The sequence below is a fragment of the Bowmanella sp. JS7-9 genome, assembly GCF_004329715.1.
Classification (GTDB): domain Bacteria; phylum Pseudomonadota; class Gammaproteobacteria; order Enterobacterales; family Alteromonadaceae; genus Pseudobowmanella; species Pseudobowmanella zhangzhouensis.
On record NZ_JXSY01000023.1, the window covers coordinates 1 to 12,497 of the forward strand.

8 protein-coding genes are annotated in these 12,497 nt (G+C 46.9%); 4 read left to right on the forward strand and 4 right to left on the reverse strand.

Annotated elements, in window-relative coordinates; translation table 11 throughout:
- Positions 1-6: 6 nt before the first annotated feature.
- Entirely contained in the window at positions 7-2,244 is a 2,238-nt protein-coding gene (locus TK45_RS13100) for a tubulin-like doman-containing protein (RefSeq protein ID WP_254426620.1), read from the reverse strand.
- A gap of 141 nt (positions 2,245-2,385) precedes the next feature.
- A complete protein-coding gene (locus tag TK45_RS13105) occupies positions 2,386-3,150 on the reverse strand; it encodes an outer membrane protein assembly factor BamD (protein WP_254426621.1) in 765 nt (254 codons plus the stop codon).
- A gap of 137 nt (positions 3,151-3,287) precedes the next feature.
- On the opposite strand from TK45_RS13105, the gene rluD reads away from it, so the two are divergent.
- The 3 genes from rluD (at position 3,288) to clpB (ending at position 7,615) form a co-directional block, all read left to right on the forward strand.
- Positions 3,288-4,259 (forward strand): 23S rRNA pseudouridine(1911/1915/1917) synthase RluD, encoded by a 972-nt coding sequence (rluD, locus tag TK45_RS13110; protein ID WP_131259295.1) that lies wholly within the window; start codon positions 3,288-3,290, stop codon positions 4,257-4,259.
- Positions 4,259-4,969 (forward strand): peptidoglycan editing factor PgeF, encoded by a 711-nt coding sequence (pgeF, locus tag TK45_RS13115; protein WP_131259296.1) that lies wholly within the window; start codon positions 4,259-4,261, stop codon positions 4,967-4,969. Before rluD ends, pgeF begins: the two co-directional genes overlap by 1 nt.
- Before the next feature lie 78 nt (positions 4,970-5,047).
- Positions 5,048-7,615 (forward strand): ATP-dependent chaperone ClpB, encoded by a 2,568-nt coding sequence (clpB, locus tag TK45_RS13120; RefSeq protein ID WP_131259297.1) that lies wholly within the window; start codon positions 5,048-5,050, stop codon positions 7,613-7,615.
- Positions 7,616-7,658: 43 nt separating this feature from the next.
- On the opposite strand, the gene prsT is transcribed toward clpB, so the two are convergent.
- Positions 7,659-10,445, reverse strand: a complete 2,787-nt coding sequence (prsT, locus tag TK45_RS13125) for an XrtA/PEP-CTERM system TPR-repeat protein PrsT (protein ID WP_165490788.1) — start codon at positions 10,443-10,445, stop codon at positions 7,659-7,661.
- Between the two features lie 74 nt (positions 10,446-10,519).
- On the reverse strand, positions 10,520-11,305 hold the full coding sequence (locus TK45_RS13130; protein WP_131259299.1) for a PEP-CTERM sorting domain-containing protein: 786 nt from the start codon (positions 11,303-11,305) through the stop codon (positions 10,520-10,522).
- A gap of 293 nt (positions 11,306-11,598) precedes the next feature.
- On the opposite strand from TK45_RS13130, the gene pssA reads away from it, so the two are divergent.
- Complete coding sequence (gene pssA, locus TK45_RS13135; protein WP_131259300.1) at positions 11,599-12,417, forward strand: CDP-diacylglycerol--serine O-phosphatidyltransferase; 819 nt, start codon at positions 11,599-11,601, stop codon at positions 12,415-12,417.
- The last annotated feature ends 80 nt before the right edge of the window (positions 12,418-12,497 follow it).

The window sequence follows — 12,497 nt, forward strand, 5'->3', positions numbered from 1 at the left end:
TTGTCGTTACTTAGTTTTCTTTGGTTCCGTCGCTGATTCGGTCAGGCTGGGAATATCGTCCTCAATCAAGAAGTCATCATTAAGCGAAATAACCTGAGTTTTGCTGATACGATGACGATAGATTTCGCGCAAGTAGCGAATGGCATTCTTCACGCTATCCAGCGTCAGGCGAATATCGTTAATTGAGCGGAATTTCTTATTATCACCGATAATTTCACGGTACTTCTTCTCGTACATTGGCTTGATAGCGTACCAGTTGGTATCCAGAATTTTTGCCGGGTTTTCACAATCACACAGCATCGACTCCAGTTTTTTCTCATCCAGCTCTGGCGCACGAATAAATTCAACAATAGCGCGATCCAGTGAATCATCGAAACGATACTGGTCTTTGGCAAAGCAACGTTTGATAAAGGCGACCAATAATGTCAGGAAATCATCACTTAAGCAGGGACTCTTGGCTATCAGGGTCGTCAGTGAAAGGTTCGCTGACGCACCGATGACCAGGGCGTAGCGCTTCAGAGTCGTATTCGGGAATAAACTGTTTAGATGGGTTTTGAGCTTATTCAACGCTACGTAAGATAATTTGTAGTCTTTCGGCAGTGACACAATTGACACCACGGATGAACAGTTTTTGAAGAAGTGCAGCTCGCGTAAGTATTTCGGGTCGTAGTTGTTGTTACGGTAATGCTCGAGCGCTTTGCGATAACGTTTTGATTCAATGGGCAGCAGACTCACGCCTTCAATCGCCTGAGTATCTTTATTAAAGTGCGGCAAGTCGATGGAGCGGAAGAATAAATCGTCGATATCCAGGGTTGCCGAGTCAGAATTGAACAGCTTAGGTTTTTCGACCACACCATTGTCGGTTACTACTGACTCTGCGTAGGCGACCGCGACCGGTCCGGCCAAACTCATAAACAAATCGTTGGCATCCAGTCGAATCGTTTCGCCAATATCGATGCCAGCACGGCGGAAGTAGTTTTCATCGTAATCTGTGGTAACCGCCTGAGCGGTGAGAATATTAAAAATCTGCTGGCTGATATATTGATTTGCGTACTTCTCCATCGCATTCACATCAATATTCTGCGCCGGTTCACTGTTATCCCCCTGCTCGGCGTAGCGCATAATATCGTTAGATATCAACATCATGGCGTTCCACGGACGAATGCGTCGCAAGATATCGTCGTCATGGATTTGCTTGGTATCACTCTCCAGGTTGTAAGAGAAATTCCACTCTTCGGATAGATATTTGCAAAGCAGACGGCCTGCGTTGATATGCAGCGCCTCTGACATTTCGATATCGTGGTTGGTAATATTTGGCAGTATGCAGATCCCACTGGTGAAGATGGGTTCGAACACAAACGACTGGCTCTGATTATTGATTTCCTTTGGTGTACGGATATTGAAGGTTTTACTCATATACGAGTATTGTTGCGCAAGACCAAACTCCGAGGCCATTCCTGAACCTGTGCCACCGCCAGCGCTAAAGATGAAAAAGTACAGTCTGGACTGGTTAGCTTTGATCCCACAGGAATCAATCAGATAGGAGTGGATCATCTTCCAGTCACGTGCATTAAAATTATCCGTTTCTTTATTCAGGATAATCTGCGCCAGATACTGACCCAGGATCGGCGCGTTACCCGAACCACCGGCGTGCACCTCAGATAAATCCATGATTTTCAGTTTGTTGTAATCACGCAGAAAGGTTTGATTCTCACCCTTGGACGAAAAGCGAATGCGCCCGGCGATATCTTTATCCAAATCGCCAAGCATCACTAATGGTTCAATCAAAAACACCGGTTTGATGACTTTGCTGGGTTTAAGATGCAAGCTGCGCTGGATCCACTGCAAGGGTTTATTGTCCTTTTCACGCACCCGCTTTTGCTCTGAGTTGAATTCACTTAAATAAAAGCGGCGGGCGCTATGCACCAAGTGAGCAACGTCTAGGGCGATATTCGAACCACAGCGGCCAAGTCCAATCAGACAAACAGAAGGAAAACTGGGTAATGCCTGCTCAACGCCTTCGCCGGTTTTGTCGTGCATAGCATTGGCGTACACACTCTCACGTAGAGTATTGAGATTAGCCAGAATACGATTTAAGTCGCTTTCGGTGAAATACAGGTATGGACTGGGATTTTTCGGTTCAGGGGAGGTGACGATGACGTCGTGGGTTTCACCGGTGAGAGTAAGATTATTGTTGCCAAGCGGCGCCTTCCGAGACGAAACCGGAGTTCGTTTATTTTGCATACTGAATTCCCCTGAATTTTTGCTTTATGCGGTCGTAAGTTATTGGTCTGTTTAGAAAACAACCAAAACGCATAAATTCAATGTAGAAGAGAATTCGCTACAGATCGAACCGAAATAAAAAAAGCGCCCTAAGGCGCTTTATTAACTGTCGTTACGGTTTGCTGCATCCGGGAAATTGAGCAGCAAGGTTGTCCGGGCATTTTGCTTTAACTCATCTAAGCCCAGTTGGTCATAGCACTCGATCATGATCTGCAGGGCATCTTTGACATGTGGTGTATCGGAATAATATTCCACCACATACTGGCCACGATTGGCGGCAGCTACCCAGGCCTGGCGCTCCATGTAAAAGCGTGCAATTTCGATTTCATAGCGGGCCAGACGATCTTTGATGGCCACCATGCGCTGTTTTGCATCGGCTGCATAACGGCTGTTGGGGAATTTTTCGATCAGGCTGCGAAAATCTTCAAACGCCTGACGGGCATAAGACGGATCGCGATCCGAACGATCAATACCGAGCATTTCCTGGAACAGATTCTTATCTGCATCCAGATTGACCAGTCCGCGCATGTGTAATGCGAAATCTACGTCTGAATGGTTAGGGTTCAGGCGGATGAAACGGTCAATGGTGGCAATCGCTTGATCCGTTTTGCCCGTTTTGTAATAGGCAAAAATCAAATCTAATTGCACCTGATGGGATAACGGACCAAATGGGAAACGTGAGTCTAATGCACTCAGGGTTTCAACCGCGGCATTGTAGTTGCCGGTGGTTAATTGTTCTTTGGCTTTGGTGTAAAGGGTTTGTGGTCCTGCATTTTTCAGCAGTGGCTCGTCCTTATCTGGCGAGCTGGAACAGGCCGTCAGCAGTGCAATAGTGCTGATTAAGGTGATTCTTGTCAGGTTTTTCATTGTTTTTTTCATAGGTGACAGCAGTCTCGCGTTCAGGCGCGGACAAAAATCCGTTAGAATATATGAATTATTAAGCACTGCATTCTAACCCAGCGTTTTGGGTTATGTACAAGTAAATTGCCCACAAATAGGCTCACATGCACGAAAGAGTAGAACTTAGCGCCGTGGTACCGGATCATTTATTCGGCAAGCGGTTAGATCAGTCACTGGCAGAAATGTTCCCGGATTTTTCACGTTCACGCATAAAAGACTGGATTTTGGCCGGTCAGGTGCAGCTGGATGGTAAGGTTTGGGACAAACCCCGTGAAAAAGTAGACGGTGGTGAACAGGTTGAGATTGTTACGCAACTGGAAGTGCAAATTCAGCATAAAGCTGAAGACAACATCAAATTGAACATCGTCTACGAAGATGACGACATCCTGGTCATCGATAAACCAACGAATCTGGTGGTGCATCCTGGTGCAGGTAATCCGGCCGGTACGATCCTCAATGCGCTGCTAGCCCATGTGCCGGGAATTGAGTTAGTGCCGCGAGCTGGGATTGTGCATCGACTGGACAAAGACACTACAGGTTTAATGGTGGTGGCGAAAACCATTGCGGCACAGACGCATTTAGTTGAGCAATTGCAACTACGTGAAGTGAGCCGCGAATATGAGGCCGTTGTGTATGGCACGCTGGTCGCCGGCGGTACAGTCGATGCGCCTATTGGTCGTTCTGTCACCAAACGTACCGCCATGGCGGTACGGGAGACCGGCAAGCCAGCCGTGACCCATTACCGCGTAAAAGAAAAATTTCGAGCACACACCCATTTGCGTTTGAAGCTGGAATCCGGGCGTACGCACCAAATCCGCGTACATATGTCGCATATTCACCACCCGCTGGTAGGCGATACGCTGTATGGTGGACGCCCCCGTCCACCAAAATCAGCAACACCGGCCTTGAGTGATGTGCTGCGAACATTCGGCCGCCAGGCATTGCATGCCGCTCAACTGGAATTTTTCCATCCGATCACGGGCGAATGGATGGGGTGGCAGTCTCCGTTGCCGGATGATTTCGTGCAGTTACTGGGTATATTGCGCGAAGATACTAAGTTAAATCCGGATTACTGATGGTTATCGTCCCTGAGTGGAATTTGCCCGTGCCGTTTCGTGCGTTTTATACAACGCGCAGTGGTGGGGTCAGTTCAGGGACATACGCCAGCCTGAATCTCGGCGCTCACGTTGGGGATGCGCCTCACGCGGTTATTGCAAACCGCGCGTTATTACCCCATGCCAGCCGTATTCAATGGCTAAACCAGACCCATAGCACGGATGTTGTTAGTTTAACCGGGTATGCTGCCAAGCCTGCAGATGCAGATGCCAGTTTTACCGCGACAGAAGGTCTGGTGTGTGCGGTGATGACGGCAGATTGTTTGCCTGTGTTAATCGCTGACCCAGAGACTATGCAGGTTGCTGCGATCCATGCCGGCTGGCGAGGCCTAGCCAATGGCATTATTGAAAATACCCTGCAGCAAATGGGCTGTTCTGACGCCGCGTTAGCGTGGATTGGGCCCGCCATTAGTCAGCCGTATTTCGAAGTTGGGGCGGAAGTCAGGGAGGCATTTTTGTTATCTGAGCATGATTACTTCGTTGCGCGGGAAGACAAACATTTATGCGATTTGGCAGGCATTGCCGGGCAGCGTTTACGCTCGTGTGGGCTGACAGCCATTACCCAAAGCCAAGAATGTACTTTTTCCCAACCTGAAAAATATTTTTCATACCGCCGTGACGGCCAAACGGGCCGCCTAGTATCCGGCATTTATCTTGATCCAAATCAGTAACATTCCTTGCTAAAAACTTGAATCACCTGAATTCTGTACCCACATAGCGCTTATCGAAGTGTTTTAGGGGATCAGACCATGCGTTCAGACAAATTAACCAGTAAATTTCAGATGGCGATCTCTGATGCCCAGTCGCTGGCATTAGGACGCGATCATCAATATATCGAACCCGTTCATCTGCTCTCCGCCATGCTTAATCAGGAAGGCGGGACAGTACGTGCCTTGTTTGATCAGGCGGGCGTAAATGTTAACAGCCTGCGCTCAGCGCTGGCAGAAGCCATTGATCGTGTACCGCGTGTCGATGGTACGGCGGATGTGCAATTTGGCAAAGATACCGTCGTGTTGCTCAACATGACTGACAAAATTGCACAGAAACGTAAAGATCAATACATCAGTTCGGAATTGTTTGTACTGGCAGCCTGTGATGATAAAGGCCGTCTGGGCGACATCCTGCGCCAGTGTGGTGCTACAGCAGATAAAATTTCGGATGCCATCGACAAAATGCGCGGTGGTCAGAAAGTTAATGATCCCAATGCCGAAGACGTGCGTCAGGCGCTGGAGAAATTCACCACTGATCTGACCGAGCGTGCCGAACAGGGCAAACTAGATCCGGTTATTGGCCGAGATGAAGAAATCCGCCGTACCATTCAGGTTCTACAACGCCGTACAAAAAACAACCCGGTACTCATTGGTGAGCCGGGCGTGGGTAAAACGGCGATTGTTGAGGGCCTGGCTCAGCGCATCGTAAACGGTGAAGTGCCTGAAGGGCTGAAGAATAAACGGGTGTTGTCACTGGATATGGGCGCTTTGGTCGCAGGCGCTAAATATCGCGGCGAATTTGAGGAACGTCTTAAAGCGGTATTGAATGAGCTGTCCAAAGAAGAAGGGCAGGTCATCCTGTTTATTGATGAATTGCATACTATGGTGGGCGCCGGTAAAGGTGATGGTGCCATGGATGCCGGCAACATGCTCAAGCCTGCGCTTGCCCGTGGTGAGCTGCACTGCGTGGGGGCGACCACGTTAGATGAATACCGTCAGTATATTGAAAAAGATGCCGCTTTGGAGCGTCGCTTTCAGAAAGTGCTGGTGGATGAACCGAGCGTGGAGGATACCATCGCCATCCTGCGAGGCCTTAAAGAGCGTTATGAACTGCACCACAGTGTAAATATTACTGATCCGGCGATTGTGGCGGCGGCCAGTTTGTCCCATCGCTATATCAGCGATCGTCAATTACCGGATAAAGCGATCGATTTAATTGACGAAGCCGCATCCAGTCTGCGTATGCAAATTGACTCCAAGCCGGAAGATATGGACCGCCTGGAGCGACGTATTATCCAGTTGAAACTGGAGGAGCAGGCATTAGCCAAAGAAACCGATGAAGCCAGCCATAAGCGTCTTGAGTTGATTGAGCAGGAGCGTGAACAACTGGAAGTGAAGTTCGCCGGTCTCGAAAAAGAATGGAATGCGGAAAAGAACGCTATGCAGGGCACCCAGCATATTAAATCTGAGCTTGAGCAAGCCAAGCTGGATTTGGAAATTGCTCGTCGTGCCGGTGATTTAAGCCGTATGTCAGAACTGCAATACGGCCGCATCCCCGAATTGGAAATGCGTCTGGAACAAGCGTCTGAGGCTGAGACACGTGAATTTAAGCTGCTGAAAAACAAAGTGACCGATAACGAAATCGCGGAAGTATTGTCGCGCTGGACCGGTATTCCGGTAGCGAAAATGTTGGAAGGCGAGAAAGAAAAGTTACTGCGTATGGAAGACGCGCTGCATGGACGGGTTGTCGGACAGGAAGAAGCTGTGAGTGCCGTATCCAATGCCATCCGCCGCTCACGCGCTGGATTAGCGGACCCGAATCGTCCGATTGGCTCATTTTTATTCCTTGGCCCAACTGGCGTGGGTAAAACTGAACTGTGTAAAGCCTTGGCCGGCTTTATGTTTGATACCGAACAAGCCATGGTGCGCATCGATATGTCTGAATTTATGGAGAAGCACTCGGTGGCGCGTTTGGTTGGCGCCCCTCCTGGCTATGTAGGCTATGAAGAAGGCGGTTATCTGACTGAAGCTGTAAGACGTAAACCTTATTCCGTAATTCTGCTGGACGAGGTGGAAAAGGCCCATCCGGATGTATTCAATATATTGTTGCAGGTGCTGGACGATGGCCGCCTGACTGATGGACAGGGTCGGACAGTAGATTTCAAAAACACCGTGGTTATCATGACGTCGAATTTGGGCTCGGATGTTATTCAGGAATTCAAGTCTGATGCTGACTATGACGAAATGAAAGAGCGGGTTATGCAGGTGGTGGGTATGCATTTCCGTCCGGAATTTATTAACCGCATAGATGATACGGTGGTGTTCCACTCGTTACGTGCAGACCAAATCCGTAATATCGCAAAAATTCAGTTACAAGGCTTACTTAAACGCTTGCGCGAGCGGGGCTTTGAACTGGAAATTACCGATGATGCACTGGATAGACTGGCAGAAGCAGGTTTTGATCCTGTGTATGGTGCGCGGCCGTTGAAACGTGCTATTCAGCAACAGGTGGAAAATCCACTGGCGCAGAAAATCCTCAGTGGCGAGTTGCAGGTGGATCAAACCATCAGTCTGGATGCCGATGAGAATGGCCTTGTCTTCCATTAAGGCAAAAACAAAAAACCGGCTAACTAGCCGGTTTTTTTGTGGCTTATTGAATCGACTTTAACAGTTGCAATGCGTCGTTATAACCTGAGTAATTTTCTTGCATAGTGGCGATCTTTAATTGGCGGGTCGCATCATCGCGTCGCCCCAGCTTATGCAAGGTGTAACCAAGATGGTAATTAATTTCCGGGTTGTTCGCGTCCAACACGGAGGCCTCGCGCAAATAGCCTAACGCCTCGTCATATTTCCCTTGTAAAGCGAGAATCCAACCGACCGTATCCTGAATAGACGCACTTTTACCTTTGCTTCCGTCTAAGGCAAGCTTTGCTGTTTGCAGAGCGATATCCAGATCGTCCTTCATATAAATGTTGGCAAGGTTATTTAAAATGACGGGTGATTGTTTGAATGCCTCAGTGCCCAGTAATTTTTTATAATGAAACTCTGCCATGCCGAGGTCGTTCGCGTTCATGTATGCATCAGCCAGGAGTTTTCGCACCCACACAGGTTGGCTGCTGGTATTCAACAGATGATTAGCGCTCTCAAAAAACGATTGCTCTTGTTTATGGTCTTTTGCGAGTTGATAGAGTTGTACGAGTGCAATATGCAACGTTGGATCAAGTTTAAGAGCGCGTCTGTAGAGTGCAGTCGCGGTATCAATATCTTTCGCTTGGAGTGCGATATCTGCCTTAAGCAAATCTACTTGGGGAGCCACTTCCGAACTTTTTTCAAGCGTGCTTAAAATTGCGTTGGCCTGTTTTAAATCACCTGTTGCAAAGTTAGCTCGAGCCAACGTTACCTGAAGGCGTGTGTCGTTGGGTTGCAAGATGAGTAAGCGCTTCAGTGTCGAAATAGCCGATGACCATGCCTGAGCATTAATTTGTGCAGCAAGAAGCGTATTGAGGCCATCCTTATCATTGAGCCATTGTTCAAATAGTACCTGATAATTGGTCGCGGCTTTTTCTTGTTGTTGTAGAGCCTGGAACACCACGGCCTGATTTAATAGATAACGCGGCTCTAATCCATCTGTTTTGCGCAACTCGGCTACGAGCTTTTCCGCTAACAACCATTGATTAGTATGCATATACAAGGCTAATTGTAACTCGCGGCCAGCGGTGTCGTCTGGTGAGTAGCTAAGTAGTTTCGTCAAATATGATTGAGCTTGGTCTACATCGCCTTTGTTGAGCATCAATTTAGCGAGAGCTAAAGCACTGGGTATATGGTTAGGGTAATCAGCAAGCATCGCTTTGAACTGTTGTTCAGCAATTTGCATTTCACCAGCAAGCATTGCCGCATTAGCAAAAAGATACCGGCTTTCTAAATTACCGTTCGCAATTATCAATGCATCCGACGCAAACTTTTTCGCGTTGCTAAATTGCTTTTGAGCGGTGGCTTGAGAAGCGAGTAAATTTAACCATAGAACTTTGTCAGAATCGTTCTCTGGCGCAGGTATATCGTTAACAATTTTTTCTGACTCGGCGAGCTTGCCAATTTTTAAATATAACTTTGCTAGCAGTATGTTGAATCGCAAATTCCGTTTGTCAGGTGGAGTCTGGAGTAATGTAGCGATTGCGATTTCGGGTTGATTTGTAGAAGCAAAAATCCTTCCCTGCAGCAATGTTAAACGTGGATCAGCAGGAAAGTGCTGCTTCAATTCGGAAACTACCTGACTTGCTTTGAACGGATTTTTTTCCTGTAACAGTAAATTGACCAGTTGAATACCGAGAGGAAGGTCCCGATAGACCGCGCGCGAATGCTGCTGTAGGACATCTATCGCTTTGTTGAAATTACCACCCCGCAAGTATTGTTGAGTGAGTAAGGTGATGGTCTCAACATCGTCTGGATGATTGACCAAATGAGCTCTAAAAGATTTTACCGCCGCCTCTTCATTCTTTAGCATGTCAGCGGTCATGCCTGTCACTAATTCGACATTCCCACCACTGCCATCAAATAGCGATAAGTTATTTGCCAGAGCTTCTAATAATGTATTTGCTTCCTTGTCCTTACCCTGTCCTTTTAACCACTGGGCTTTAATCAGAATGGCGGTAGGATCATTCGGAGACTGCGATAGGATAGTCTCATTCAAGTCAATTGCTTGCTCAATATTCCCTCGATTCAGTAAGTTAGCCACGAGTTCTCTTAAGATTATGGGATCGTTGCCATCGAGAGCCTCGGCTGCTTTTAGTAGTCTAAATTCCTCGTCTCGGTTGTTGTTGAGTCGCTGGACTTTGGCTTGGATAAGCAGCGTCTTTTTATTTTGGGGATCGAGCTGAATTGACTTTTCGAGAAGCGAAGTTGCCTTTAGATGCTGAGCTTGATCAATATAATGGCTCGCCAGGGTGTTCAATGCGCGTGTATCGTTGGCCGCTTTTGCCAGAGCTTTTTGAAATTCATGCTCAGCGGACTCAGGTTTGTCCTGTTGTAAATAAGCCTGCCCAGCAAGCATGTGCCACTCAAATTGACCGAAACGGTCGAGTTGATTGTAATATTGATCGTATTTGAGCAGCTCAGATGATTTCTTTTGAAGTAATAAACTATTGCCCAAGGTTGGCAAAACCAAATTGATATCTGCGCCAGCTTGCAACGCAATCGTGAGTTCGTGTTCTGATTCAGAAAAAATGCCGTGTTCAAAATAAATTTTACCCAACAGCAAGCGCGAGGGCAGGTGTTTTGGATCGTCCCTAAGCGCATTTTTTAAATGTATGAAGGCGGTATCTGGTTTCTGTCCATCATACGCGCTTAATGCTTGCTCGTAGTACTGGTTGACGGACTGCGCCAGTGTACAGAATGGGATAATTAAAAGGGCACATAATGCCCGTAAACGAAAAACCGACAAGTTTCTTACCTGCTTCAATTTTAAACGATTGAGCAATGGTAACTAACCTGTCGGTTGGGGTATACGCTTCTAGGTTATTTTTTACGGCCGCGTCGTAACATGTAAAGTCCAAGCCCGAGCAATGCGAAACTCGCTGGTTCAGGAACTTTTCCTTCTCCTTTGCCTGATGGCTGTTCAAAGCTGACCGTTAAGCCTTTTAGCTTGAATGCATCTCCCTTGATGTCCCATCCGTGAGAGTCATTGAGTCCTGATGTGCCATATAAGTTTGTTCCGCCGTAGTTGGCGTTGTAAGCAGAAATGGCCCAGCTAGAAGATGACCCCAGTGTATTCTGATATGCAGTCAGATTATGATAACTGGCATTTAGGTCGGCTAAATTTGCCAGAGCTGTCCAAGTGCCGCTTTCGTTCTTGTTCCAGATAGTAAGGTCAGCGGTGTCAGCACTGCGAACATATCCCTGAGAGTAGAAATACTCTTTGGTCCACCCCAGATCCATACCATCCAACGAAACATTGTAATTAAAATCAAATGAAATGAAGTCTGTGCGACCATTGAAACTGTCGATAGCGTGGTCCGGAACCCAGTAGCTGTTGCCATAGAATTGTGCAGAGTCTGTATCTCGAGAGTTCTCTACTAATAAGCCCCAAGAATTATGAGTTACAGTGGCGCTTGTCGCGGTACTTAGATCGGTACTGGAATTTGCTATGGAGAATCCATTAACGGTTACGCTTAAGGGAGTATTCTGCCCGATATAAACGTTACTGTTTCCGTTGCTATTCGTGAAATCCCATGTTTCTGTGGCAGCTAACGCCGACAACGACACAACCGTAAGTGCGGTTACGCCAAGTATTTTTTTTATCATTTAATAAACCTCAAGCTCTTTTCAGAGACAACCTAACCTCTCAATCCTAATCCGGCCTAGGCAAAGTTTATGCCGTATAATTTTTCCTTTTAATTCAATTGATTAGTTTGCGATTGTCGCTAATTTCTTTGAGGGTGTAAAAACTTCTGACACCTCAACCCAAAGCTTACATTAACATGCTAAATCTAAGTTTGAGTTATTTGCGAGATGCTTCAGGTATGAATGATAAAACCTATAATGCGTTTAACTTTAGGCTTGTGTTATCTTATTTGTCAGGATTTATGGAGTGTTAAATGTCTGATTCAAAACGCAAGGGTATTTATTTGTTACCCAATTTACTGACTACCGCTGGTTTGTTTTCCGGTTTCTTTGCGATCGTGTCTTCAATGAATGGACGGTTCGAAGCGGCCGCGATTGCCATTTTCGTGGCGATGATCTTCGACGGTCTCGACGGGCGGGTCGCTCGTATGACCAATACCCAGAGTGAATTCGGTGCTGAATACGATTCTATGTCAGATATGGTGTCATTCGGTATGGCACCAGCATTAGTGGCATATAACTGGGGTCTGGCGAACTTAGGTAAATTAGGTTGGCTAGCAGCTTTTATATATGTAGCTGGTGCGGCACTGCGCTTGGCGCGCTTCAATACTAATATTGGTATTGTTGATAAACGCTACTTTCAGGGCTTGGCATCTCCTGCTGCCGCTGCTTTAGTTGCCGGATTTGTATGGGTAGGTGTGGAATATAACGTAACAGGTACGGCGCAACCGGTGTCTACGATAGTAGCCATGGTTACCGGTTTAGCTGGTTTACTGATGGTGAGTAACTTTAAGTACAACTCATTTAAAGAAGTTAACTGGCACGGTAAAGTTCCTTTTGTTGCACTTTTACTGATTTTGTTAGTCTTCGTGGTGGTAGCGACTGAACCAGCACTTGTCCTGTTCATCGTGTTCTCTTTATATGCGTTGGCCGGACCGATTAATACATTCCGCACGGTAAAGAAGGTGAAACTAGAAGATGTGGTGGGAGACAGCGACGATGAAGCAGTCTTGGTTCATCGCGAAGATGCTCAGGATAATGAGAGTCAGGTTGCAGAAAAACAGACTAAATAACCACTGAAAACACCATATTTAGGGTAAAGAGTATGAAAAACGGGCGCTTAGCGCCCGTTTTGTTTAAAACTTGCGCAAAC

Coding starts and splice junctions, on each gene's coding strand:
- rluD (WP_131259295.1), top strand. CDS start 3,288: ATGCACGAAAGAGTAGAACTTAGCGCCGTGGTACCGGATCATTTATTC.
- TK45_RS13100 (WP_254426620.1), bottom strand. CDS start 2,244: ATGCAAAATAAACGAACTCCGGTTTCGTCTCGGAAGGCGCCGCTTGGC.
- clpB (WP_131259297.1), top strand. CDS start 5,048: ATGCGTTCAGACAAATTAACCAGTAAATTTCAGATGGCGATCTCTGAT.
- pssA (WP_131259300.1), top strand. CDS start 11,599: ATGTCTGATTCAAAACGCAAGGGTATTTATTTGTTACCCAATTTACTG.
- TK45_RS13105 (WP_254426621.1), bottom strand. CDS start 3,150: ATGAAAAACCTGACAAGAATCACCTTAATCAGCACTATTGCACTGCTG.
- pgeF (WP_131259296.1), top strand. CDS start 4,259: ATGGTTATCGTCCCTGAGTGGAATTTGCCCGTGCCGTTTCGTGCGTTT.
- TK45_RS13130 (WP_131259299.1), bottom strand. CDS start 11,305: ATGATAAAAAAAATACTTGGCGTAACCGCACTTACGGTTGTGTCGTTG.